The organism is Micromonospora yongxingensis, from assembly GCF_052601155.1.
Map to the genome: position 1 here is coordinate 79774 of NZ_JBQXEO010000002.1, position 25751 is coordinate 105524.

At 70.0% G+C, this 25751-nt stretch carries 19 protein-coding genes; 2 read left to right on the forward strand and 17 right to left on the reverse strand.

What is annotated here, in order from left to right; genetic code table 11:
- Positions 1–53: 53 nt before the first annotated feature.
- The 6 genes from ACTWLT_RS03550 to ACTWLT_RS03575 form a co-directional block, all read right to left on the reverse strand.
- Entirely contained in the window at positions 54–650 is a 597-nt protein-coding gene (locus tag ACTWLT_RS03550; protein ID WP_445317112.1) for a cell wall protein, read from the reverse strand.
- 15 nt (positions 651–665) lie between these two features.
- Positions 666–1079: an RlpA-like double-psi beta-barrel domain-containing protein gene (locus tag ACTWLT_RS03555; protein WP_252419472.1), complete on the reverse strand. Its 414-nt coding sequence runs from the start codon at positions 1077–1079 to the stop codon at positions 666–668.
- A 165-nt stretch (positions 1080–1244) separates the two neighbouring features.
- Positions 1245–2567, reverse strand: a complete 1323-nt coding sequence (locus ACTWLT_RS03560; RefSeq protein WP_445317113.1) for a hypothetical protein — start codon at positions 2565–2567, stop codon at positions 1245–1247.
- Positions 2568–2581: 14 nt separating this feature from the next.
- Entirely contained in the window at positions 2582–4108 is a 1527-nt protein-coding gene (locus tag ACTWLT_RS03565; RefSeq protein WP_445317114.1) for an alkaline phosphatase D family protein, read from the reverse strand.
- Positions 4109–4247: 139 nt separating this feature from the next.
- The gene (locus ACTWLT_RS03570) at positions 4248–5234 is read right to left on the reverse strand and encodes a TolB family protein (protein WP_445317115.1); all 987 of its coding nucleotides are present in this window, start codon (positions 5232–5234) and stop codon (positions 4248–4250) included.
- Entirely contained in the window at positions 5231–6511 is a 1281-nt protein-coding gene (locus tag ACTWLT_RS03575) for an MFS transporter (RefSeq protein WP_445317116.1), read from the reverse strand. Before ACTWLT_RS03575 ends, ACTWLT_RS03570 begins: the two co-directional genes overlap by 4 nt.
- Before the next feature lie 222 nt (positions 6512–6733).
- Here ACTWLT_RS03575 and ACTWLT_RS03580 point away from each other — a divergent pair, with 222 nt between their 5' ends.
- A complete protein-coding gene (locus ACTWLT_RS03580) occupies positions 6734–8110 on the forward strand; it encodes a CBM96 family carbohydrate-binding protein (protein ID WP_445317117.1) in 1377 nt (458 codons plus the stop codon).
- 92 nt (positions 8111–8202) lie between these two features.
- Here ACTWLT_RS03580 and mmsB read toward each other — a convergent pair whose 3' ends face one another.
- The 4 genes from mmsB to ACTWLT_RS03600 all read right to left on the reverse strand — a co-directional run bounded on the left by mmsB (position 8203) and on the right by ACTWLT_RS03600 (position 13432).
- A complete protein-coding gene (mmsB, locus tag ACTWLT_RS03585) occupies positions 8203–9453 on the reverse strand; it encodes a multiple monosaccharide ABC transporter permease (RefSeq protein ID WP_445317118.1) in 1251 nt (416 codons plus the stop codon).
- Positions 9450–10988 carry a multiple monosaccharide ABC transporter ATP-binding protein gene (gene mmsA / locus ACTWLT_RS03590; protein WP_445317119.1) on the reverse strand — a complete coding sequence of 513 codons (1539 nt, stop codon included), beginning with the start codon at positions 10986–10988 and terminating at the stop codon, positions 9450–9452. The genes mmsB and mmsA overlap by 4 nt, the downstream gene beginning before the upstream one ends.
- An 80-nt stretch (positions 10989–11068) precedes the next feature.
- Positions 11069–12211, reverse strand: a complete 1143-nt coding sequence (gene chvE / locus ACTWLT_RS03595; protein ID WP_252419464.1) for a multiple monosaccharide ABC transporter substrate-binding protein — start codon at positions 12209–12211, stop codon at positions 11069–11071.
- A gap of 234 nt (positions 12212–12445) precedes the next feature.
- Entirely contained in the window at positions 12446–13432 is a 987-nt protein-coding gene (locus tag ACTWLT_RS03600) for a LacI family DNA-binding transcriptional regulator (RefSeq protein WP_252419463.1), read from the reverse strand.
- Positions 13433–14050: 618 nt separating this feature from the next.
- Between ACTWLT_RS03600 and ACTWLT_RS03605 the strand changes: the two genes are divergently transcribed.
- Positions 14051–16792 carry a beta-L-arabinofuranosidase domain-containing protein gene (locus ACTWLT_RS03605; RefSeq protein WP_445317120.1) on the forward strand — a complete coding sequence of 914 codons (2742 nt, stop codon included), beginning with the start codon at positions 14051–14053 and terminating at the stop codon, positions 16790–16792.
- Positions 16793–16871: 79 nt separating this feature from the next.
- Here the strand turns inward: ACTWLT_RS03605 and araA are convergent, their stop codons facing one another.
- From araA to araB, 7 genes are all read right to left on the reverse strand, one after another.
- Positions 16872–18374 (reverse strand): L-arabinose isomerase, encoded by a 1503-nt coding sequence (gene araA / locus ACTWLT_RS03610; protein WP_445317121.1) that lies wholly within the window; start codon positions 18372–18374, stop codon positions 16872–16874.
- 26 nt (positions 18375–18400) lie between these two features.
- Positions 18401–19390: a galactofuranose ABC transporter, permease protein YjfF gene (yjfF, locus tag ACTWLT_RS03615; RefSeq protein ID WP_252419460.1), complete on the reverse strand. Its 990-nt coding sequence runs from the start codon at positions 19388–19390 to the stop codon at positions 18401–18403.
- Positions 19387–20457 (reverse strand): ABC transporter permease, encoded by a 1071-nt coding sequence (locus tag ACTWLT_RS03620; protein ID WP_445317122.1) that lies wholly within the window; start codon positions 20455–20457, stop codon positions 19387–19389. Before ACTWLT_RS03620 ends, yjfF begins: the two co-directional genes overlap by 4 nt.
- A complete protein-coding gene (locus tag ACTWLT_RS03625; protein ID WP_445317123.1) occupies positions 20454–21995 on the reverse strand; it encodes a sugar ABC transporter ATP-binding protein in 1542 nt (513 codons plus the stop codon). Before ACTWLT_RS03625 ends, ACTWLT_RS03620 begins: the two co-directional genes overlap by 4 nt.
- Positions 21996–22178: 183 nt before the next feature.
- The gene (locus ACTWLT_RS03630) at positions 22179–23180 is read right to left on the reverse strand and encodes an ABC transporter substrate-binding protein (protein ID WP_445317124.1); all 1002 of its coding nucleotides are present in this window, start codon (positions 23178–23180) and stop codon (positions 22179–22181) included.
- A 116-nt stretch (positions 23181–23296) separates the two neighbouring features.
- Entirely contained in the window at positions 23297–23989 is a 693-nt protein-coding gene (locus ACTWLT_RS03635; protein WP_445317125.1) for an L-ribulose-5-phosphate 4-epimerase, read from the reverse strand.
- Complete coding sequence (gene araB, locus ACTWLT_RS03640; protein ID WP_445317126.1) at positions 23986–25656, reverse strand: ribulokinase; 1671 nt, start codon at positions 25654–25656, stop codon at positions 23986–23988. Before araB ends, ACTWLT_RS03635 begins: the two co-directional genes overlap by 4 nt.
- Positions 25657–25751 lie beyond the last annotated feature (95 nt).

A 25751-nucleotide genomic window follows, 5' to 3' on the forward strand; every position in this document is an offset into this window, starting at 1 on the left:
GGTGACACTCCGGGCGACGCGTGGGTGCGGGGCGCGCCGCCCGGCGGCCGTTGCTAGGCGGCGGCGTAGACGGTGGCGATGTCGATCTCGTTGGTGTCCGGATGCCAGGCGCCGAGCACCTGGACGTGCCGGCCGACGCGGAGCAGCGACAGGTCGCTGACCGCCGGGGTGCCGTTGTAGACGGCGGCGGACCGGTCCGGCACGACGTGCGCGACGATCCGCCGGCCCTGGTGGTCCAGGTGCAGCACGTTGCGGCCGACGGCGGCGATGTGCCCGTGCAGGTTGACGATGTTGAGCCAGACGGAGTCGGCGGCGAGCGTGCCGTCGGGCAGACGGACGCCGCGGGCGTAGAGCCCGTCGCCGACGGTCACCTTGTCGAACGTGGTCGGGTGCAGCTTCCAGATGCTCGTGCCGTCGGTGATCCGGATCGAGTGCAGCACGGTCTCCGAGCCGGTGACGAGCAGCATGCTGCCGGAGATCCTGCTGATCCGGCCCTCGGCGAAGTTCGGGTCCGGCGCGCCGGGTTCGATGGTCGCGGGCTCGGCGGCGAAGGCCGCCTCGGGGGCGAGCGAGCCGAGGCCGGTGGCTCCGACCACGCCGCCGAGCGCGGCGGTGGCGAGCAGACGCCGGCGGTCCAGGGTCTGGTTCATGGTGGCACCCTCCGTTCAGACCGTGTCGACCGAGCAGGGCCGCAGCCCAGCGGAGAGACTGGCGATCGCGCTGTACGCGGCGGGCGTCAGATCGATGATCCGGTTGCTGCCGCAGGCGGAGCCGCAGCAGGTGCGCTCGCCGCAGAACAGGTCGGTCTGCGGCCCGCAGTCGGCGATCGTGGTGCCGACCCGGGCGCCGTTGCACAGGTTGGTGGTGTAGTGCCGGAAGCCGCAGCCGCGCCGGGTCATCCCGGTCACCCCGCACCGGTCGGGTCGGGTGATGGCCAGGCACGCGTCCGAGGTGTTCGGCCAGGCGTGCTGGTAGTTGCCTGAGCTGCAGGTGCCGCAGGCGCCGCCGCCGGCTGTGCCGCAGGGACCCCAGGCGCTGCCGCAGCAGAACCAGGACACCTCGCCTCGCAGAGCTGCCATGGGTGCCTCCTTTCCGAGCAGGAGAACGAAAGAGACGGACGTAAATATTGACGGTGATTGTTGTGGCACAAATCGTCGAAGTCAACCGGCCGCATCGAAAGTTTTCTACACGCGCACCGACGGGCGGCGGCGCGCCGATCGGCACACCACCGCCCGTCGGTCGGCTCAGCCCGCGGCCACCGCCCGCGCCTTGAGGCGACGCAGCTCGTCGGCGGTCATCAGCCAGGTGGAGTTCGTGGCCCCGAGGCCGAGGAGCACCTGGTCGAACGAGTTGCCGTCGTTGTCGTCGGTGTAGCAGACGCTCACCTCGCCCCACGGGGAGGCGGCAACGGCCAGTTGGTCCTGCCGACCGGTCGTGGTCTGGCTCAACGCCTGGGCCGCCAGCCGGCCGGTGGACGTGCCGTCCGGGTTGAGGCCCCGCACCCAGACGTCCGGGTTGGCGCCCGCGACCGTCCACCCCACCACCACGTTGTCCTGGTCGTCGACACCGACCCCGGGCGCGGTGGCTCCCGTACCGCTGGAGACCTGCACCTCGTCGTGCCGTGCCGTGCCGGTGGCGGTGAAGGAGCGCGCCCAGACGCCGCGCGTACCGGTGTGGTCGGACTCCCAGCCGACCGTGAAGTCACCGGCGAAGCTCGCCGCCACCGAGGCGCGTTGCTGCTGCCCGCCGCTCTGCACGTTGGCCGTCCGCCGCGACAGCACCACCGCGCCGTTGGACCGCGCCAGACGGGTCAACCCGATGTTGTACGAGCCGTTCGCGTCGGCGTCCTCGTCCCAGACCACCAGGGCCTCGCCGGCGGCGGACACCGCCACGTCGGGGCGGTGGTGGCTACCCGTGGTCTGCGAGGCCGTCACCTCGTACGCCTTGGTGGTGGCGGCGGTGAAGCCGGCGGCCCTGACGGTGGCCGGGGCGGTCCCCTGCACGTCCTCCCAGACCACCGTGAACCCCACGGCGGCGGCGTTGGTGGGCGCGCCGTCCGGGTCGACGGCGACCTTCGGCCAGATCTGCTGCCCCGCGTCGCTGGCGTTGGCCTGCCCCGATCCGAGCACCGTCCCGGTCGGCGACACCACCCGGTACTGGATGTTGTAGACACCGTTGCCGTCACCGTCGGCGGCCCAGACCACCACGGCGTTGCCCCGGTCGTCGAGGCCGACGTCGGGGCTGACGTGCCGCCAGGCGGCCCCACTGGTGCCACCGCCGGAGAGCTTCAGCTCGTAGCCGGGGGTGCCGTCACGGAAGAGGCGCAGGAAGATCTCGCTGTGGGTGTCGTCCTCGGGAGCGGTGCTGTCGCGGTCGTCCTCCCAGACCACCGCGACGTGACCGTTGCGGTTCATGGCGATGCCGGGCAGGTCCTGGTCACCGGTGGCGGCGCTGTTCGCCGTGGTCCAAACGACCGCCTCGGCGGTCATGGCGGTCGGCGCGGCGACGCCCGTGACGACGCCCGGGAGCAGCACGGACGTGACGAGCAGTGTCGTGATCGCGGTCATGGTGGGCTCTCCTTCTACCCGGCCTGCAGGCCGGGCTGGCCGTCGAGGATGACGAACGAGCGCACCGTGGACGCCGCCGCCCCGTGCTCGGTCACCGTGCTCACCGCGCGGAAGTCCGCGCGGACCTGGCTGCGGCTGATCGTGGTACGCACGTAGCCGCGCCGGTCGGAGTAGAACTTCAGGTGCGGGTTGGTGGCCGCGTTCGGGATGGTGGTGGTGGCGCTGCCGTTCCCGCCGGTGGCGATCGAGGTGCAGACCAGCTCGGTGCCGATGGTGGCCGAGGACGGGTTGGCGTAGTCGGCCTTGAGCTCGTTGGCCCACGACTTGTGCACGTCGCCGGTGAGTACCAGGGGGTTACGCACCCCGCGCTGCTGCCAGCCGGTCTGGATCCGGCTGCGGGAGGCCCGGTAACCGTCCCAGGAGTCCATGCTCGCCGCTCCGCTCGCCTCGAACTGCCGGGCGAAGAAGACCTGCTGGCCGAGGATGTCCCAGGTGCCGTAGTGCTGTGCCAGCCCGTCGAGCAGCCAGGTCTCCTGCGCTGCGCCGGTCAGCGACCGGGAGGTCAGGTCCGCGTCGGCGCAGACCTTCCAGCCGTCACCGCACGCCTGGTCGTCGCGGAACTGCCGGGTGTCGAGCATGTGGAAGGTGGCGAGCTGACCCCACCGGATCCGGCGGTACAGCGGGATGCTGTTGCCGTTGGCCGCGGACGTCGGCCGCAGCGGCATGTTCTCGTAGTAGGCGCGGTACGCCGCGGTCCGCCGGGCGGTCCACTGCGCCGCGGTCAGCGTCGGACTGCTGTCGGCGCGGACCATGGTGGCGTAGTTGTTCTCCACCTCGTGGTCGTCCGGCACCACCAGCCAGGGGGCCGCCGCGTGCGCCGCCTGCAGGTCCGGGTCCGACTTGTAGAGCGCGTACCGGCGGCGGTAGTCCGCCAGCGACACGATCTCGGCGCCGACGTGCTGCCGCACGGCGGAGGTGTTGACGCCGCCCTCGTAGATGTAGTCGCCGAGGTGCAGGATCAGACCGGGGTTCTCCTCGGCCATCCGCCGGTACGCCGTGTAGTAGCCGGCCTCGTAGTGGGCGCAGGAGGCGAAGGCCATCACCAGGTCGCGGCCGAAGGTGCCGGGCGCGGGTGCGGTCCGCGTACGCCCGACCGGGGAGATGTGGCCCTGGGCCCGGAAGCGGTAGTAGTAGTCGGAGTCGGCGGCGAGCCCGCCGGCGATCGCGTGCACCGAGTGCGCGTCGGCGTACCGGGCGACCACCGAGCCCGAGGAGACCAGCGAGGAGAACCGGTCGTTGGTCGACACCTGCCATTCGACGGTCACGTCGGCGTTGGCCATGCCACCCTGCCCGTCTGCGTTGAGCGGCGAGGGTGCCAGCCGGGTCCAGAGGACGACGCTGTCGGGCGCCGGATCACCGGAGGCGACACCGAGTTTGAAGGGATACGGCACCGCGGCCTGGGCACCCTGCCAGGGTGTTACCGCGGCGCCGGCGGCGGCAAGTCCACCGAGGACGAAGATGCGACGACTCAGCCTTGTCATGGTCAACACCCTGCGAGACGTCGATGAACGGCGATGGGTTCGGCGCCGAATCCGACATGACGCGATGCTGTCCGCACCAAGGCGGTCAGGTGTCCTACCCCCCGACGGACCGTACGGCGTCCACTTCGGACGAACGCCGTCAGGCGAGCGGGGACGGTGACTCGGCGCCGGGCAGCACCAGTCTCGGCGCGCCGGATCCGTCCGCCGCGACGGCCCAGACGTCGGGCCGGCCGTCACTCTGGCGCAGCGTGTAGGCCAACGTGCCGTCGTCCAGCCAGGCGGCCTGGTCGTCGACGCTGGTCGTCTCCGCCGTCGCCGTCACCCGCATCGTGGCCAGGTCGAGGACCGACAGCCGCCAGCCCTTCGCCGGGTCGGCGCCGATCGCCTCCTTGAAGGCGATCCGGGTGCCGTCGGGCGACAGCGACGGGCACTCGACGTTCTCCTTCACCGTCTCGACGGCGCGGCTCGCGACCTCGCCCCGGACGAGGTACCGCTTACCCCCGGTCGACATCGTCGCGTAGAAGACGTTGTCGTCGGCGGTGAAGGTGACGCCCCAGTAGTTGACGTCGGGGTTGCGGTAGGTCCGGCCGTCCCGCTTGATCGTGAACTCCTCGAGCGAGGTCACCGTGGCGCCGGTGACGGTGTCGATGATCCCGGTGCGGGTGGAGAAGCCGCCGCTGGTGTAGGAGTCACCACCGACGAACGTCGTCCAGGAGACCATCCGACCGGAGGCCGAGACCCGGGCGCGGTTGGGCAGGCCGGGCACGCTGAGCGTCCGCGTCGGGTGCAGCGCGGCGTCGAGTACGACAACCTGGTACGTCCAGGGCGTGTCCGGCTTCAGGCAGACACCGGTGCCGGCGGCCGCGTACACCCGGAGGCATTCCAGACCGGACACGGAGCGCGGACCGGTGGGGTCGGCCGTGGCGACGGAGGAGACGTGCCGGTCGGTGATCGCCAGTAGGCGCGGGCCGGGCGTGAGCGTGACCGCCTGGTCGCCGGTCGCGGCGGGCGGCGGCGTGCGGGCCGGCTCCGCGGCCGTGGCGGCGTAGCCGGCCGCGACGGCACCCAGCAGCACCGCCGAAGCGGCCACCACGCCCAGCTTCGCTCGGGTCGACAGCGAGGTCATCGGAGCACCTTCCGGGTGACGGGACGGGACGGGGCGACCAGCAGGAGCAGCGTGACGACGAGGACGCCGGCGACGACCGCCGCCGCGGCCCGGATCGCGTTCTCCGGACCCCACGCCTGCCAGGCGAGACCGAACAGCACCGAGGAGACGAGGTACGCCAGCGCCTGCCCGGTCTGGACGAGCGCGATGCCGGTGGTACGCAGCCGCGGCGGCAGAACCGGCCCGGCGAGCGCGATGAGCACGCCGTCGGTCGCCGCGTAGAACGTGCCGTACAGCGTCAGCGTCAGCACGAGCAGCGGCCAGCCGTGGACCGGGCCGGCCAGCAGCAGGTACGTGGCGCCGAGGGCCGCGTACCCACCGACCACCACGGGGAGGCGGCCGATCCGGTCGGCCAGCACGCCCAGCGGCGCGGCCAGCACCAGGTAGGCCAGGCTGGTTCCCACCGCGAGCAGCGGGAACCAGCGCAGACCGAGGTCCTCCCGGCGCTGGAGCAGCAGGTAGACGAAACCGTCCCCGATGGTGGCGAGCCCGAGCAGCGCCGCGGCCAGGACCAGACGGCGCGCGTGCCGGCTACGCAGCAGACCGAACGCCTCGCGGACGGAGACCCTCGGTTGGTCGGGGCTGTCCACCGGCCCGCCGGCCGGGCGCTCCCGGACGAAGAGCACGAGCACCACGAGGGCCAGGACGGCGACGCAGAAGCTGGTGACGAAGACCGCGTCGTAGGACTGGCCGACGGCCAGCAGGACCGCGAACGCGGCCAGCGGCCCGAGGAACGCGCCGACGCTGTCCATCGCCCGGTGCACGCCGAACGCCCGGCCCAGCGACTCCGGTGGCGTGGAGAGGGTGATCAGCGCGTCGCGCGGTGCGCTGCGCACACCCTTGCCGAGGCGGTCGACGGCGATGACCGCACCGATCATCGGCACCGACCGGCCGGCGAGCAGCAGGCCGAGCTTGGCTACCGCCGAGAGCGCGTAGCCGACACCGGCGACGAGCTTGCGCCGCTGGAACCGGTCGGCGACGAAGCCGCCGACGACCCGCAACAGCGCGGTCGCGCCGGTGTGGACGCCGTCGAGCACACCGAAGGCCACCGGGCTGAGTTGCAGGCCCAGCACCAGGTACAGCGGAAGGATCGCCGTCACCATCTCGGCGGACACGTCGGTGATCAGGCTGACCGTGCCCAGGGCCACGACGTTGCCGCTGACCAGCGCGAGGCGTCGGCCGGGTCGGCCGCCGGCGGGTGGGTCCGCCGCGGGTCGGGAGACGGTCGACAGGTACACGAGCATCTCCTCGGATCGGGGGCTGACGGTCAGCCATCGTCCGGACTAACCGGACGAGAGACAAGGGACCGTGGGTGGCAGGCAGGAATGCGGCGGATGAACAGGGCGCAAACATCGAGATGTTTCGCTGCCTGAGCGTACTGTTCATGTGTTCGTAGTGCGCCGGCCCATCGACCTTCCTACATTCCTTGCGCTCTCCACCCGCAAGAGAAGGGCTCCTGGATGGACACTCGAATTCCCCGCCCGTCGGTGGCGCTGGGGGCGGTCGCGGTGCTGGTCGCCGCCACCGCCGCCGTCGTCCTGACCGGCTCGGGCGTGGCCTCGGCGGCGAGCGTGACGTTCACGCCGGTCGCCGACACCTACGTGCAGAACGACACCGCGTCCACCAACTACGGCACGTCGACGCAGGTCGTGGTCGACAACTCCCCGGCCCGGCGGACGTTCCTGCGCTTCACGGTGAGCGGCGTCAGCGGCACGGTCACCAGCGCGAAGCTGCGGCTACGCACCATCAGCGGCAACAGCGGCAGCGACGCCGGTGGCACGTTCCGGCGGATGTCCAACACCACCTGGTCGGAGACCGGCACCACCTGGAACAACCAGCCCGCCATCGACGGGGCCACACTCGGCACGATCGGCGCCGTCAGCGGCAACACCTGGTACGAGATCGACGTCACGACCGCGGTCGCCGGCAACGGCACGTACAGCTTCGGTGCGACCTCCGCCAGCGGCGACGGCGCCTACTACGACACGCGCGAGAGTGGCGCGGACGCCCCGCAGCTGGTGGTCACGACCGGGACGACGCCGCCGCCGTCCGGGGACCCGGTCCTCGTCGGCGTCGGTGACATCGCCAACTCCGGCTCCGGCGACACCGCCACCGCGGCGCTGCTGGACTCCATCCCGGGAACGGTCTTCACCACCGGCGACAACGTCTACGACAACGGCACCGCGGCCGAGTTCGCCAGCTACTACGAGCCCACCTGGGGCCGGCACAAGGCACGCACCCGTCCGTCGCCGGGCAACCACGACTACAACACCTCCGGCGCGACCCCCTACTACAACTACTTCGGTACGTCCGCCGGCCCGAGCGGCCGGGGCTACTACTCCTACGACCTCGGCAACTGGCACATCGTGTCGCTGAACTCGAACATCAGCATGTCGGCCGGCTCCGCCCAGGAGCAGTGGCTGCGGACGGACCTCGCGGCCAGCAGCAAGCCGTGCACGCTGGCCTACTGGCACCACCCGCTGTTCACGTCCAGCTCCAACCACGCGCCGTCGACGTCGACGCGCCCGCTGTACCAGGCGCTCTACGACAACAACGCCGACGTCGTGGTGTGGGGGCACAACCACGTGTACGAGCGGTTCGCCCCGATGAACCCGGCCGGAGGCGCCGACGCCAGCCGGGGCATGCGCAGCTTCGTCGCCGGGATGGGCGGTGCGAGCCACTACAGCTTCGGCACCATCCAGCCCAACAGCGAGGCCCGCAACAGCTCGGCGTACGGGGTCCTGAAGTTCACCCTGCACGCCAGCAGCTACAACTGGCAGTTCGTGCCGGTCGCCGGGCAGACCTACAACGACAGCGGCACCGGCAACTGCCACTGATCCGCCCGCCCGACGGCCCTGCCTGAAACCCTGTCGAGCTGCCCCGGATGCGGGGCAGCTCGACAGGCGGGCTCAGTGGACGAGGCTCAGCCTCAGCGGGCCGTGCCTGCGCGGCGCTTGTTGTAGACGTCGAAGGCCACGGCGACGAGCAGGACCAGGCCCTTCACCACCGACTGCGTCGACTGGTCGACGCCCATCAGCTGCATGCCGTTGCTCATCACCGCCATGATCAGGCCACCGACCATCGCGCCCACCACGGTGCCCACCCCACCGGTGACGGCCGCGCCGCCGATGAACGCGGCGGCGATCGCGTCCAGCTCGAACATGTTGCCGGCAGCCGGTTGGGCACCGTTGGACCGGGAGGAGTAGATGACGCCGGCCACCGCCGCCAGGAAACCCATGTTGACGAACATCCAGAAGTTGACGGTGCGGACCTTCACCCCCGACAGCGCCGCCGCCGACAGGTTGCCGCCGATGGCGTAGACCTGACGGCCGAAGACGGTGCGCCGGGTGAGCAGACCGTAGACCAGCACGAGGACCGCCAGGATGATCAGCACGATCGGCAGCCCACGGGCGTGCGCCAACTGCCAGGCGAAGTACATGATGACCGCGCCGACCACGGCGACCCGGGCGACGAACAGCGGGAACGACTCGACGGGCTGCTGGTAGCGGATGCGCGCGACCCGGGTGCGGAAGCCGCTCACCGCGTACCCGGCCACGGCGACGGCGCCGATCAGCAGCGTGAACGCGTCGAAGCCCTGACCGCCGAGCAGTCCGTTGAGGAATCCCGCCGCCACGCGCTGGTACTCGGCAGGGAACGGCGACAGCGAGATGTTGTCGAGCACCCGCAGGGTGAGGCCACGGAACAGCAGCATCCCGGCGAGGGTCACGATGAACGCCGGAATGCCGGCGTACGCCACCCAGAAGCCGTGCCAGGCGCCGACCGCGACGCCGACGGCCAGCGCGGCCAGGACGCCGACCCACCACGGGTAGCCCTGTTGGATCACCAGGACGGCGGACACCGCCCCGGTCAGCGCGACCACCGACCCCACCGACAGGTCGATGTGCCCGCCGATGATCAGGATGACCATCCCGATCGCGAGCACCAGGATGTACGAGTACTGGAGGACGATGTTGGTGATGTTGCCGGGGCTCAGCGACACCCCGTCGGTCAGGATCGCGAAGAGCGCGACGATGACGACCAGGGCGACGTAGATCCCGCTCTGCCGCAGGTTGTTCAGCACCAGTGCCCGCAGGTCGCTCGTCCCGGTGTGCAGGGCCGCGGCGGGTGCGCTGTCCGGGGGCGTTGGGCGCTCCGCCGAGGGGGTCTTGATGCTGGTCATCCGACGAGCTCCTTGTCCTTGGTCATCAGCTCCATGAGGCTCTCCTGGGTCGCCTCGCCGACCGGCATCTCGCCGGTGATCCGACCGGCGGCGAGGGTGTAGACGCGGTCGCACATCCCGAGCAGCTCCGGCAGCTCGGAGGAGATGACGATCACCGCCTTACCCTCGGCAACCAGCCGGTTGATGATCGTGTAGATCTCGTACTTGGCGCCGACGTCGATCCCGCGGGTCGGCTCGTCCAGGATCAGCACGTCCGGGTCGGTGAACAGCCACTTCGACAGCACCACCTTCTGCTGGTTGCCGCCGGACAGCTTTCCGACCACAGCCATGACGCTGGGCGCCCGGATGTTCATCTCCCGCCGGCTCGCCTCGGCGACCTTGATCTCCTCGTTGCCGTTCACCCAGCCCAGTCGGGACAGCCGGTCCAGGGCGGCGGCGGAGACGTTGCGGCGGACGTCGTCGATGAGGTTGAGGCCGTACCGCTTGCGGTCCTCGGTGACGTACGCGATGCCGTTGTCGATCGCCTCCGCGACGGTGCCCGCGTGGACCTCCCGTCCGCGCACGAACAGCCGACCCCTGATGTGGCGCCCGTACGACCGGCCGAAGACGCTCATCGCCAGCTCGGTGCGCCCGGCGCCCATGAGCCCGGCGATGCCCACGACCTCACCGGCGCGCACGGACAGGCCGACGCCCTCGACGACCATCCGGTCCTGCACGGGGTGCCGCACGGTCCAGTCCTCGATCCGGAGCACCTCCTCGCCGGGTGACGACACCCGGTCGGGGTAGAAGCTGTCCAGGTCGCGCCCGACCATGCCCCGGATGATCCGCTGCTGGGTCACGTCGTCGGCGCGCATGTCGAGGGTCTCCACCGCGCGACCGTCGCGGATGACGGTGGTCGAGTCGGCGATCGCGGTGATCTCGTTGAGCTTGTGCGAGATCATGATGCAGGTGATGCCCCGGTCCCTGAGCTGCCGCAACAGGTCGAGCAGGTGAGCCGAGTCGATGTCGTTGAGGGCCGCCGTCGGCTCGTCCAGGATGAGCAGGCGCACCTTCTTCGACAACGCCTTGGCGATCTCCACGAGCTGTTGCTTGCCGACGCCGAGCTGGATGACCGGGGTGACCGGGTTCTCGCGCAGCCCGACGGACGCCAGCAGTTGCGCCGCCTCGGCGTTGGCCCGGTTCCAGTCGATGAGCCCACTGCGGCCGCGCCGTTCGTTGCCGAGGAAGATGTTCTCGGCGATCGACAGGTGCGGCACCAGGGCCAGCTCCTGGTGGATGATGACGATGCCGTTGGCCTCGCTGTCGCGGATCCCGCGGAACTGCACCGGCTTGCCGTCGAACAGGATCTCGCCGTCGTACGAGCCGGTCGGATGGACGCCGGACAGCACCTTCATCAGGGTCGACTTGCCGGCGCCGTTCTCGCCACAGATGGCGTGGATCTCCCCCCGGCGCACCGCGAGGGTGACGTCCTCCAGCGCGGTCACACCGGGGAAGGTCTTCGTGATGCGACGCATCTCGAGGATCGTGTCGTCCATGGTCACTGTCCTCTGTCAGGTACGGACGCGGTACGCCAGGGCGCCGGGCTCGGCGATGGACGCCGAGCCCGGCGGACGGCTTACTTCTTGGCCTGACCGGCGGCGACCTCTTCCGCCGTCCAGTAGCCGGAGTCGATCAGCGTGGCCTTGATGTCGTCCTTGTAGACCGTCGCGATCGGCAGCAGGTACGCCGGCACGACCTTGACGCCGTTGTTGTACGTCTGCGTGTCGTTGGCCTGCGGCTGCTTGTCCTGCAGGAACGCCTCGGCGGCGTTCACGGCCTGGTCGGCCAGCAGACGGGTGTCCTTGAAGACCGTGGAACTCTGCACACCGTCGTTGATCAGCTTGATCGAGGCGATCTCGGCGTCCTGACCGGTCACCACGGGGATCTTCTTGCCCGCGCTGCCGTAGCCGGCGTTCTGCAGGGCGGTGATGATGCCCCGGGAGATGCCGTCGTACGGCGACAGCACGCCGTCGACCCGGGCGCCGTCGTTGTAGCTGGAGGTGAGCAGGTCCTCCATCCGCTTCTGCGCGGTCTCCTGCTGCCACCGCAGGATGGCCGTCTGCTCGGCGGTGGTCTGGCGCGACTTGACCCGCAGCGTGCCGTTGTCGAAGAACGGCTTCAGCGTGTCCATGGCCCCGCCGAAGAAGTACTGGGTGTTGTTGTCGTCGAGGGAGCCGGCGAAGAGTTCGACGTTGAACGGCCCCTTCGCCGTACCCTTCGAGCCGTCCTTGTTCTGCAGGCCGAGACCGACGAGCAGCCCGGTGGCCTGGGCGACGCCGACCTTGTAGTTGTCGAAGCTGACGTAGAAGTCGACGTTCTTGCTGCCACGGATCAGCCGGTCGTACGCGATGACCGGGATCTTCGCGTCGGCGGCGGCCTGCAACTGGCCGCTGAGCGCCGTGCCGTCGATCGCCGCGATGACCAGGACGTCGGCGCCCTGGGTGATCATCTGGTCGACCTGCTGCGACTGGGTGGGAATGTCGTCGCCCGCGTACTGGAGGTCGACCTTGTAGCCCTTCGCCTCCAGCTTCTGCTTGACGGCGTTGCCGTCGGCGATCCACCGCTCGGAGGTCTGGGTCGGCATCGAGACACCGATGGTCAGGTCTCCGGGCTTGTCCCCGCTGGTGTCACCGCCGCCGCCCGCACCCTCGCCGCTGCACGCCGCCAGGCTCAGCGCCAACACCGCGCCACCGAGAGCGACCAGGAATCTCCTGCCCACGGGACTCTCCTCTCTGGACTCGCGGCCGACCGCCGGGGCCAACCGTCACCTTTCGGGTAGTGTTAGCGCTCACATAGTGCACGTCAACACTTGATCCGAAATACCGGCGTCACGGTCTCGTAACGGAAGCATCCCGACAAGGGCGGTCCCCGGAGGCCCGATCCGCGCCACGCGGCCGGCGGTGCCGTTGTTGCTCGTCAGGACGTCAGGCAGCGCCGTGGGTGGCCGCCCTGGTCAGTGGCGCGGCGGGGCGACGCTGTCGCGGGCGACCAGGGTGGGGGCGACGGTCTGTCGCATCGCTCCGCCGACACCCGACTCGATCTGGGCCAGCAGCATCTGGAGGCTCGCCCGCGCCACCGCGTCGAAGTCCGGCCGGACGGTCGTCAACGGCGGTATGAAGTACGCCGCTTCCGGCACGTCGTCGAAGCCCACCACGCTGATCTCGGCCGGCACCCGTCGGCCGAACTCGTGCAGTGCTCGCAGCACGCCCAGTGCCAGATGGTCGTTGGCGGTGAAGATGGCCGTGACCTCCGGCATCCGCGCCAGCATCTGCCCGCACCGGTAACCCGACGCCGCCGACCAGTCCCCCGGCATCAACGGCGGTGGCTCGACGCCGGCAGCCAGCAGCGCCTCCCGCCAGCCCTCGATACGACCGACGCTGTCGAACCAGTCGGAGGGCCCCGACACGTGCCAGACGGTGCGGTGCCCGGCGTCGAGCAGGTGTTGGGTCGCCGCACGGGCGCCGGCGGCCTGGTCGACCGTCACCAGCGGCACCGGCCGGTGCGGATCACCGTCGACCGTGACCAGCGGGACATCCTTGGGCAGTCGTTCCAGCGCCTCACCGGCGGACTCGACCGGCGCGATGACGACGATGCCGGCGACACGGTGCGCCAGGTGCCGCTCGACAGCGGCCGAGATGGAGCGGTGGTCGAGGTCGCGCACACTGCCCACGCTGACCGCGAAGCCCTCCTCGGCGGCCGTCTGCTCCAACGCGGCCAGCAGCGAGGCCGGACCGTAGAGGGTCGTGTTCTGTGCGACCACGCCGATGACCTGCGATCGACCGGTGACCAGCGCGCGGGCCGCACCGTTGGGCCGGTAGCCGAGCTCGGCGATCGCCGCCCGCACCCGCAGCCGGGTCTGCTCACGGACATTGGGGTGCCCGTTGAGCACCCGCGACACCGTCTGATGGGAGACACCGGCGAGACGAGCAACGTCCGTCATCGCGGGACCGTGCACGGCCATCTCGCTCCCCCCGCCCTGCATCTCCGACCCGCGCCCGTCGATGTCGACCGGAGCGGCCGGACGCGACCCCTCGCTCAGCCGCCACGCCGGCGCTGAAACCCGGTGACCAGCGCTGAATCGCCGACAGTCTACGCCAGCCACCGCCCACACCACGGCACGGGACGCGGCCGGTGCCCCGCCCTCGCAACGGGCGGAAGCGCCGGACGGTGGCAGGCCACGACCTGACGCCACGAACCGCCATTGCCGCCAGTCGTCGGTACCACTTGTCGCGATTCGGTGTGATCGCTAACAGCCTATACCGCAATCACGGTGCCTGATACGCCGGGAATTGCGGAAACGGGCAGTACAGCGAGCAGACGGGGTTATGCCAGGAAACGAAGCCGACGTGCGGGGACCGGACCTGGACGCCTACTTCCATCGATTGACGCCTACCTCTGTTAACGCTAACGTAACGAATCACGGCCGGATTGGTGCACGAGACCCGGAGCACCGCCGCCCGCTCGGACGGGCGCACAACACGCCCCACAGACGACCCCACTGGCGGTATCACCGCGCCCGCAGCCCCACCACCACCTCATCCCCCGCACGGAGGCACTGATGTCCTCTCCCCTCGTCAGTCGTCGATTCCTCCTGCAGTCCGCCGGCGCGGCGGCCGTCGCCACCACCGTCGGTTCCACTGCCGGTGTCGATGCCGCCAGTGCCGCGCTTCCCCCCGTCCGCTCCGACATCGGCGTCTCCGCGTACACCTTCGAACCGGGCCAGATCCGGCTGACCGCCAGCCGCTGGCAGGACAACCAGAACCGCACGCTGAACTACCTGCGCTTCGTCGACGTCAACCGGCTGCTCTACAACTTCCGCGCCAACCACCGGCTCTCCACGGCCGGTGCGGCACCGACCGGCGGCTGGGACGCCCCCACGTTCCCGTTCCGCACCCACATGCAGGGGCATCTCCTGACCGCGTGGGCCAACGCCTGGGCGGTACTGGGCGACACCACGTGCCGGGACAAGGCCAACCAGATGGTGGCGGAGTTGGCCAGGTGCCAGGCCAACAACGCCGCCGCCGGCTTCAACACCGGCTACCTGTCCGGCTTCCCCGAGTCCGACTTCACCGCCCTGGAGGCACGGACGCTGAACAACGGCAACGTGCCGTACTACTGCATCCACAAGACACTCGCCGGGCTGCTCGACGTCTGGCGCCTCATCGGCAACACCCAGGCCCGCGACGTGCTGCTGGCGCTGGCCGGCTGGGTGGACTGGCGCACCGGCCGGCTCACCACCGCCCAGATGCAGGCCATGCTGGGCACCGAGTTCGGCGGCATGAACGCCGTCCTGACCGACCTGTACCAGCAGACCGGCGCCGCCCGCTGGCTCACCGCCGCCCAGCGCTTCGACCACGCCGCCGTGTTCAATCCGCTCGCCGCCAACTCCGACCAGCTCAACGGGCTGCACGCGAACACCCAGGTGCCCAAGTGGATCGGCGCGGCCCGGGAGTTCAAGGCCACCGGCACCACCCGGTACCGCGACATCGCCAGCAACGCCTGGAACATCACCGTCAACGCCCACAGCTACGTGATCGGCGGTAACAGTCAGGCCGAGCATTTCCGGGCGCCCAACGCCATCGCCGCGTACCTCCGCTCGGACACCTGCGAGGCGTGCAACACGTACAACATGCTGAAGCTGACCCGGGAGCTGTGGTTGCTCGACCCGGACCGGGCCGCCTACTTCGACTTCTACGAGCGCGCGCTGCTCAACCACATGATCGGCCAGCAGAACCCGGCCGACAGCCACGGGCACGTCACCTACTTCACGCCACTGAACCCGGGCGGCCGCCGCGGCGTCGGCCCGGCGTGGGGCGGCGGCACCTGGAGCACCGACTACAACTCGTTCTGGTGCTGCCAGGGCACCGGTGTGGAGACCAACACCACGCTGCTGGACTCCATCTACTTCCACAACGGCACGACCCTGACCGTGAACCTGTTCATGCCGTCGGTGCTCACCTGGTCGCAGCGCGGGATCACGGTCACCCAGGCCACCTCGTACCCGGTCGGCGACACCACCACCCTGACCGTCAGCGGCTCGGTCGGCGGATCGTGGACGATGCGTATCCGGATCCCCGGGTGGACGAGCGGTGCCACCGTCAGCGTCAACGGCGCAGCACAGACCATCGCCACGACACCGGGCAGCTACGCCAGCCTCACCCGATCCTGGGCCTCCGGGGACGTGGTCACGGTCCGGTTGCCGATGCGGGTCGTCCTGGCGGCCGCCAACGACAACGCCTCGGTGCAGGCGATCACGTACGGACCGGTGGTGCTCTCCGGCAACTACGGCACCACCACGTTGAGCGGACCACCGGCACTGGACACGGGCTCGATCACGCGGACGGGCAGCAACGCCCTCGCGTTCACCGCCCTCGCCAACGGCGCCCCGGTCAATCTCGGGCCGTTCTACGACGCACACGGGCACAACTACACGGTCTACTGGAGCACCGCCGCGGGCGGTGGCGGCAACGACGCGAGTTTCCGCCTGGTCAACGCGGCCAGCGGCCTCGTCCTCGGCATCCAGAACATGTCCACGGCGGACGGCGGGCTCGCCCTCCAGTGGGGCGACACCGGCACCGCCGACCACGACTGGCAGATCCTGGTCGACGGGTCGGCGATCCGCCTACGCAACGTCAACAGCGGCAAGGTGCTCGGGGTGGAGAACATGTCCACCGCCGACGACGCCCGCATCCTCCAGTGGGCCGACAACGGCACCGCCGACCACAACTGGACGCCCGTGGACGTGGGCGACGGCACGCACAAGCTGCGCAACGTGCACAGCGGCAAGCTGCTGGCCATCGCCGGCGGCGCCACCGGCCAGGGCGCCCAGGCGGTGCAGGACCCGGACAACGGCAGCCTGGACAACCAGTGGCGGTTCGTCCCCAACGGCGCGCGCCGGATCCAGAACCTCGCCAGCGGCCTCGTGCTCGGCGTGCAGGACATGTCGACCGCCGACGGCGGCCTCGTGATCCAGTGGGGCGACAGCGGCACCGCCGACCACCTGTGGACCGCGATCGTCGACACCGCCGGATACCTGCGGCTGCGCAACTCCCACAGCGGCAAGGTGCTCGGGGTCGAGGGCGGCGCCAGCGCCGCCGGCACCCGGATCGTGCAGTGGGCCGACAACGGCGCGAGCGACCACCGGTGGCGGCTGCGGTACGGCGGCAGCGGTTACTTCCGCATCCAGTGCGCCAACGGGGGCCGGGTCCTCGGTGTCAGCGGTGGCTCCGGCAGCCAGGGCGCGCACGTTGTCCTCGGCAACGACAGCGGGGCCGCCGACCAGCGGTGGCGCCTCGTCTGAACCACCCGGGCCTGCCCGTCACGGGAGCAGCCGGTCGACCAACTGGCCGACCGGCTGCTCCCGTCGGGTCCGTGCGGGCTCAGAACCCCCGGGCGAGCCGGTAGTACGCCTGATTCCACCGGATCTCGTCCGCGAAGCGGCGCGGGTGGGTGTCGGCGTCGATGACGACCAGCTCGGTGCGGGTCATCTCGGCCAGGTCGTGCAGTTCCTCCACTCCGACCGCCTGGGACAGCACGGTGTGGTGGGGCGCGCCAGCGGTGATCCATGCCTCCGCCGAACCGGCCAGGTGCGGGCGGGGCCGCCACACGGCCCGTGCCACCGGCAGCTTCCGCAGCGGGTGCGGCGGCGACACGACGTCGACCTCGTTGGCCACCAACCGGAAGCGGTCCCCCATGTCGGCCATGCCGAGCACCACCGCCGGACCCGGGGCGGCGTCGAACACCAACCGCACCGGGTCCTCGCGGCCGCCGATGCTCAACGGATGGATCTCGACGGTCGGCTTGTCGGCGGCGATCGTCGGGCAGACCTCGAGCATGTGAGCGCCGAGGACCAGCTCGTTGCCCGGAGTGAGGTCGTAGGTGTAGTCCTCCATGAAGGAGGTCCCGCCCTCGACGCCCACCGCCATCGCCTTGAGCGTGTGGACCAGTACCGAGGTCTTCCAGTCGCCCTCGCCGCCGAATCCGTAGCCGTCGGCCATCAACCGCTGCACGGCGATGCCGGGTAGCTGACGGAGGCCGCCGAGATCCTCGAAGTTCGTGGTGAAGGCCCGGAATCCGCCAGCGTCCAGGAAGGCCCGCATGCCGAGTTCCAGGCGGGCGGCGTACCGCAACGACTCGTGCCGCTCGCCTCCGGCAAGAAGCTCACCGACGATGCGGTAGCTGTCGTCGTACTCCTTGACCAGCTCGTCCACCTGCGCGTCGGTGACCTCACCGACCACCTCGACCAGGTCGTTGACCCCGTAGGTGTTGACCGACACCCCGAACCGCAGCTCTGCCTCGACCTTGTCGCCCTCGGTCACCGCGACGTCGCGCATGTTGTCGCCGAACCGGGCCAGGCGCAGTGACCGCATCGCCGACCAGCCGAGCGCGGCGCGGGCCCACGCCCCGACGCGGGCGACCACCCGCGGGTCGCTGACGTGCCCGGCCACCGTCTTGCGGGCCACACCGAGGCGGGTCTGGATGTACCCGAACTCGCGGTCGCCGTGAGCGGCCTGGTTCAGGTTCATGAAGTCCATGTCGATGTCGCCCCACGGCAGCAGGACGTTGGCCTGGGTGTGCAGGTGCAGCAGCGGCGTCTGGAGCGCGTCCAGCCCGGCGATCCACATCTTCGCCGGGGAGAAGGTGTGCATCCACGCGATGACCCCGACGGCGCCCTGTGCTGCGGCCTCCCGACAGACCTGAAGGATCTCACCGCTGTTGGTCAGGACCGGCTTCCAGACCACCCGGGCGGGAATCTGCGGTGAGTCGTCGAGCGCGGCCGCGATCACGCGGGACTGCTCGACGACCTGCCGGAGAGTGTCCTCGCCGTACATGCCTTGACTGCCGGTGAGGAACCAGATCTCGGGTGCGCTGTGTGGTGCCATGGGGTTGCCTTCCGCGAGTGGGGCGGTCACTTGTAACGGATTCCGATGAGGCGCTGGAGCAGGATGAACGCGAAGAGCAGGCCCCCGATCACGATCTTGGTCCACCAGGAGTTGAGGCTGCCGTCGAACGTGATGAGGGTCTGGATCACGCCCAGGACGAGGACGCCGAGCACCGTGCCGAAGACGTACCCCGAGCCGCCGGTGAGCACGGTGCCACCGATGACGACGGCGGCGATGACGTCCAGCTCCATGCCGACGGCGATCAACGGCGCACCGGAGAGGGTGTAGAAGGACAGCAGGATCCCGCCGATCGCGGAGCACAGACCGCTGATCGTGTAGACGGCGATCCGGGTCCGTCCCACCGGCAGACCCATCAGCAGGGCCGACTGGGAGTTGCCGCCGATGGCGTACACGTTGCGCCCCAGCCGGGTGTAGGCCAGCGTGTACGCGGCGACGGCGACCACGACGAAGGCGATCAGCACGCTGACCGAGACGAAGTTGCCCCGCGGGTCACCGATCCGCTCCTGCGACATCCTGGTCCAGAACCCGTCGGTGATCGGGATGGACGAGCCGGAGATGAACGTGCACATCCCCCGGGCGAAGAACATCCCGGCGAGCGTCACGATGAACGGCTGGATCTCGAAGAAGTGGATGGCGCAGCCCATCAGGAGGCCGAGCGTCGGACCGATGAGCAGGGCGATGACGAGCACCAGCGCGGCCGGCAGACCCTCCTGGAGCAGCCAGGCCGACACCATCGCCGTCATGGCGACGACGGACCCGACCGACAGGTCGATGCCGCCGGTGAGGATCACGAAGGTCATCCCGACCGCGACCACGAGCAGGAAGCTGTTGTCGATGAAGACGTTGAAGATCACCTGCACGTTGGAGAACGCCGTGTACTGGGACACGCCGATGCCGTACATCACCAGCAGCAGGGCGAGCGTGGCCAGGACCGGAATCTGCCGCCTCGGCAGCCGGAACCGGGCACGACCAGCGGTGAGCGATCCAGTGGTCATGCCGGCACCTGCTCCTTCGGCTTGTCGGCGATGGTGTCTGGCTTCGGAGCGCCGCGCCTGCGGCGGGCGAACCGGGCCCGGAAGGCCGGCGCCTGGATGAGACAGACGGCGATGACCACGACCGCCTTGAACAGCAGCGAGGTCTGCGGTGAGATGTCCATGGCGTACACCGTGGTGGTCAGGGTCTGGATGATCAGCGCGCCGATGATCGTGCCGCTGAGGAAGAACCGGCCGCCGGCGAGGGACGTACCGCCGATGACGACCGCGAGGATGGCGTCCAGCTCCACCCAGAGGCCGACGGCGTTGCCGTCGGCACTGGAGACGTTGGCCGTCATCATGAATCCGGCGACCGCGGCGCAGACGGCGCTGAGCACGTACGCGAGGAAGATGACCCGGCCGGAGCGGATGCCGGCCAGCCGGCTCGCCTCGGCGTTGCCGCCCACCGACTCGACGATCATCCCGAGCGCGGTGCGCCGGGTGAACGCGGCGACGAGCAGGGCCGCGGCGAGGGCGATGAAGATGGCCAGCGGCAGGGTCAACAGGTGGCCCAGCCCGATCGCCCGGAACGGCTCGGAGTTGATGGTGATGATCTGACCCTGGGTGATCAGCTGGGCGAGACCCCGGCCGGCGACCATCAGGATCAGGGTGGCGATGATCGGTTGGATCCCGATCACGGCCACCAGCACCCCGTTCCACGCGCCGAGCACGAGCGCGACCCCCAACGCCATCGCGAGGGCGGTCAGCACCACGGCAAGGCTGTTCTGGTCGGACTGCTTGCTGATGTACATGCAGGCGATCGCGCCACTGATCGCGCACACCGAACCGACGGACAGGTCGATGCCGCCGGTCGAGATGACCAGGGTCATGCCCAGTGCGACGAGGATCAGCGGCGCGCTCAGCCGCAGGATGTCGATCGGCGAGCCGTACAGGTGCCCGTCCTTCAGCTCGATCGACAGGAACCCGGGCCGGTAGATCGTGTTCGCGGCGAGCATGACGACCAGCACGGCGGCGGGCCAGAACAGCCGGTGGCCGGTCACCGCCCGGTAGCGGCCCATGGTGGCGTTCATCGGTCTGCCTCCTCCCGGTGGGACCCGGTGGCGATCGTCTGCATGATGCGGTCGGCGTCCAGGCTGTCGTCGTTGGCGAGCTGCGCGACCATCTGTCGATCCCGCATGACGGCCACCTTGTGGCTGAGGCGCAGCACCTCCTCCAGCTCGGCGGAGATGAACAGCACCGCCATGCCGCCGTCGGACAACTGGGTCACGAGCTTCTGGATCTCGGTCTTCGCGCCGATGTCGATGCCCCGGGTCGGTTCGTCGAGGATCAACAGTCGCGGCTCGGTGATCAGCCACCGTGCCAGGAGCACCTTCTGCTGGTTGCCGCCGGAGAGGTTGCGGACCGGCACCTCCGGGTCCGCGGGCCGGATGTTGAGTGCCTTGACGTACCTGTCGACCAATTCGTCCTGGCGACGGCGCGGGATGGGCCGCAGCCAGCCGCGGGCCGCCTGCATGGCGAGGATCATGTTCTCGCGGACCGACAGGTCGGCGACGATGCCCTCCGCGCGGCGGTTCTCCGAGCAGAAGCCGACGCCGTGGTCGATGGCCTGGGCGGGGGTGCGCAGACCGCTCGCCGTGCCGTCGACCACGACCTGACCGCCGTCGGGCCGGTCTGCCCCGAACAGCAAGCGCGCCACCTCGGTACGCCCGGAGCCCAGCAGGCCGGCCAGGCCCACCACCTCGCCGGCGTGGATGGTGAGGCTGAACGGCTCCACCGCGCCCGCCCGGCCGAAGTTCGACACCGCCACCAGGGGGGTGCCCTCCTCCAGCGCGGTCAGGTCCCGTCGGGAGTGCTCCTCGATGCCTTCGAGGACGTCGAGTTCCTTGCCGATCATCTTCTCGACCAGGGAGAGCTGGGGCAGCTCGGCGGTCAGGTACTCGCCGACGAGCCCACCGTTGCGCAACACCGTGATGCGGTCGGCGATCTCGTAGACCTGGTCGAGGAAGTGGGTGACGAAGAGGATCGCGATGCCCTCGCCGCGCAGTTGCCGCATGATGCGGAACAGCTGCGCCACCTCGCCGGCGTCGAGGCTGGACGTCGGCTCGTCCAGGATCAGCACCCGGGCCTTGATGTCGATGGCGCGGGCGATGGCGACCATCTGCTGGATCGCCAGGGAGTACGAGCCGAGCGGCGCGCTGACGTCGAGGTCGAGATCGAGGCGGGCCAGCAGGGCCCGGGCACGGCGGCGAACCTCACCCCAGCGGACGGCGCCGAGGAGCCGGGGCTCGCGGCCGATGAAGATGTTCTCCGCCACCGAGAGGTTGGTGCAGAGGTTGACCTCCTGGAAGACGGTGCTCACCCCGGCGGCGGTCGCCTGCATCGGCCCGCTGAAGGACACCGGATCGCCATCGAGGGTGATCGTGCCCTCGTCGGTGTCGTAGACGCCGGTGAGCACCTTGATGAGGGTCGACTTGCCGGCGCCGTTCTCGCCCATCAGGGCGTGCACCTCGCCGGGAAAGAGCCGGACGTTGACGTTGTGGAGTGCGCGCACCCCGGGGAAGGACTTGCTGATCCCGGTCATGGTCAGGACCGGACGGCTATCCGTCATCCCATCAGACCTCTTCTGGGTCGTCGACACGGAAGGCCGCTACGCTCCCGTGCGCCCGCCCGGTCGTCCCTGCGGGTCGATCGGGCGGGCCTGCTCCGGGTGGTCGCGGGCCAGGCCCGGTCCGTTGCGGGTAGGGGGCGACGCGGCGGGGCCGCCACGCGAGCGCGGCGACCCCGGCGTCGATCAGTACTTGCGGTTGGGCAGCGCCTCCTTGGCCTGCTCCTGGGTGAAGGTGGTCTCCTCGGTCTCGATCCGAGCAGGCACCTCCTCGCCCGCGTGGACCTTCTTCGCCAGGTCCATCAGCTGCGGGCCGAGCAGCGGGCTGCACTCCGCGATGAAGTTGAACTTCCCGTCGGCGAGAGCCTGCATGCCGTCCTTGACAGCGTCGACGGTGATGATGGTGATGTCCTTGCCGGGCACCTTGCCAGCGGCGGTGATCGCCTCGAGCGCGCCCAGACCCATGTCGTCGTTGTGCGCGAACAGCACGTCGATCTTCGGGTTGGCCTTGAGGAACTGCTCCATGACCGCCTTGCCGCCGGCCCGGGTGAAGTCGCCCGGCTGGGAAGCGATGATCTTGAGGTTCGGGTTGGCGGCAATCGCCTCGCCGAAGCCCTTCTTGCGGTCGTTCGCCGGCGCCGCGCCCGTGTTGCCCTGCAACTCCACGATGTTCACCGGGCCCGAGGCGGTCTTCTTCTGCTCGACCAGCCACTCACCGGCGAGCCGGCCCTCCTTGACGAAGTCCGAGCCGAGGAACGTCTTGTACAGGGACTTGTCGGCCGAGTCGACCGAGCGGTCGGTCAGGATGACCGGGATGTCGGCGTCCTTGGCCTCCTTGAGCACGGTGTCCCACCCGGACTCCACCACCGGCGAGAAGGCGATCACGTCGACCTTCTGCTGGATGTAGTTGCGGATCGCCTTGATCTGGTTTTCCTGCTTCTGCTGCGCGTCGTCGAACTTCAGCTCGATCCCCGCCGCGGCGGCGGCCTCCTTGATCGAGGTGGTGTTCGCGGTACGCCAACCGCTCTCCGCGCCGACCTGCGAGAAGCCCAGGGTGAGCTTGCCGTCGTCGGTGGATCCGCCGCCGGTGTCACTGTTGCCGCAGGCCGCCATGCTGCCGACGAGCAGCGCACTGGCGATGACCGCGCCGGCACGCCACCGGGCGGAGTGCGTTCGCATCTTTCCCATCGGATCTCCTTGGCTCGGTGTGGTGGGTGACCGCGCCGACCGCAGAGGTTCGGAAAGCGGCGTACGCGGGTGGTGCGTGCTGTACCTCGTTGGTGCGCACCGGCGAATCCCGACGGTCAGGACGCCGCCGGTGAGACTGGTTGTTGGCCGTAGACGTTCTGGTAGCGGTGGTAGAGCGCGTCGACGTCGGCCTGCGCGATCGGCACCGGCTGCCCGACCGCGCGGGCCAGGTGTGCGGTACGCGCCACGTCCTCGCACATGACCGCCGCCTTGACCGCCGCGCGGGCGTCGCGGCCGATGGTGAACACGCCGTGGTTGCGCATCAGCACCGCCGGCGAGCGGTGCCCGGCGAGTGTGGCGACGATGCCCTTGCCGATGTCGTCGCCGCCGATCAGGGCGAACGGGCCGACGGGGATCTCCCCGCCGAACTCGTCGGCCTGTGCGGTGAGGTGGCAGGGGATCGCCTCCCCACGGGCGGCCCAGGCGGTGGCGTACGAGCTGTGCGTGTGGACGACCCCACCGACCTCGGGCATGGCGCGGTAGACGTAGGCGTGGGCGGCGGTGTCGCTGGACGGGGCGAGATCCCCGTCGACGAGGACGCCGTCGAGGTCACACACCACCATGGTGTCCGCCGTGAGTTCGTCGTAGCCCACGCCGCTCGGCTTGATCACCATGAGGTCCCGGCCGGGGACCCGCGCGGAGACGTTGCCGGCCGTCCAGGCGACCAGGCGGTACCGGGTCAGCTCGGCGTGCAGGCGGGCGACCGTCTCCCGCAGTTCACCGATCTGTCGGTCCAGCTCGGCGTTCACGCGACCACCTCCAGTGGGGCCGCGGCGGTCCCGACCGCCGCGTTGCGGATCGCTCGCAGGCGGAGCATGACGTCGTTGCCCCCGCGCCCGAAGTGGTCGTGCAGGGCGCGGTACTCGGCGTAGAGGGCGTCGTAGGCGCGCGCCCGGTCGGGGTCCGGTCGGTAGACGGCCTCGTGCACCCGCCCCATCGCCTGCGACGCTTCGTGGATCGAGGGGTACTCACCGGCGGCCACCGCCGCGTGGATGGCCGACCCGAGCGCGGGGCCCTGTGCGGAGCCGATGATGTTCAGCGGACGGTTGGTCACGTCGGCGTAGATCTGCATCAACAGTTCGTTCGAGGTCAGACCACCGGCGATCACCAGGTCGTCGACCGCCACTCCGGCGTCGACGAACGCCTCGATGATCATCCGTGTCCCGTACGCCGTGGACTCCAGCAGCGCCCGGTAGATGTCCTGTGGTCGGGTGGCCAGCGTCATCCCGACGACGAGCCCGCTGAGGTCGTGATTGACCAGCAGTGAGCGGTTGCCGTTCCACCAGTCCAGCGCGATCAGGCCGTGCGCGCCGACCGGCTGGCTGGCGGCCAGCTCGGTGAGGCGTTCGTGCGAGGCGACGCCGGCGGGGGCCGCGTGGTCGACGAACCAGCCGAAGATGTCACCCACCCCGCTCTGCCCGGCCTCGTAACCCCATGCGCCAGGGCTGATGCCGCCGTCGACGACACCGCACATCCCGGCCACCTCCGCGAGGTGGGCGCCGTTGACCACGTGGCAGGTGGAGGTGCCCATGATCGCGACGAGCCGACCGGGCCGCACGGCCTGCGCGGAGGCCGCCGTGACGTGTGCGTCGACGTTGCCGGCGGCGACCGCGATCCCCGCCGGCAGGCCGGTCCAGGCCGCGGCCTGGGCGGTGAGCGTGCCGGCACGGGCGCCGAGGGGCAGCAGCGGGCCGTCCAGTTTGGCCACGAAGTCGCCGAAGTCCGTGTTGAGCGCGGTCAGGAACTCCGCCGACGGGTACTGGCCATCCTGCCGGATGCCCTTGTAGCCGGCCGTGCAGACGTTCCGGGTCTCGGTGCCGCTGAGCTGCCAGACGATCCAGTCCGCGGCTTCGACGAAGCGCTCCGCCCGGTGGTAGACCTCGGGATCCTCCTCCAGCATCTGCAGGCCCTTGGCGAACTGCCACTCGGCGGAGATCTTGCCGCCGTACCGGCCGATCCACGGCTCCGCGCGCTCGTGGGCCAGCGCGTTGATCCGGTCGGCGTGCGGCTGGGCGGCGTGGTGCTTCCACAACTTGACCCAGGAGTGCGGACGGTCGCGCAGCTCGGGCGCCTCGCACAGCGGGGTGCCGTCGGCGAACGTCGGCAGCACCGTGCAGGCGGTGAAGTCGATGCCGATGCCGACTACCGCCGCCGGGTCGATCCCTGCGGCGGACACGGCCGCCCGGACGGCGTACCGCAGCACGTCACGGTAGTCCTCCGGATTCTGCAGAGCCCAGTCCGGCGGCAGCGGTCGACCCTCCGGAAGCTCCGTGCTGATGACCCCGTCGCGGTACTCGCGCACCGCCGTCCCCATCTCGGCACCATCACTGACCCGCACCACCAGGGCACGGCCGGACAGGGTGCCGAAGTCGACGCCGACGACGTAGCGTTCGCCAGCTCCGTCCACACGGTTCATGCTCACCTCCACCGTTAACGGTGACAGTGTTAACGCTCACATCTAAACCCGTCAAGACATCTGATCGCAACAGCTCCGTAACGGCACCCTGGATC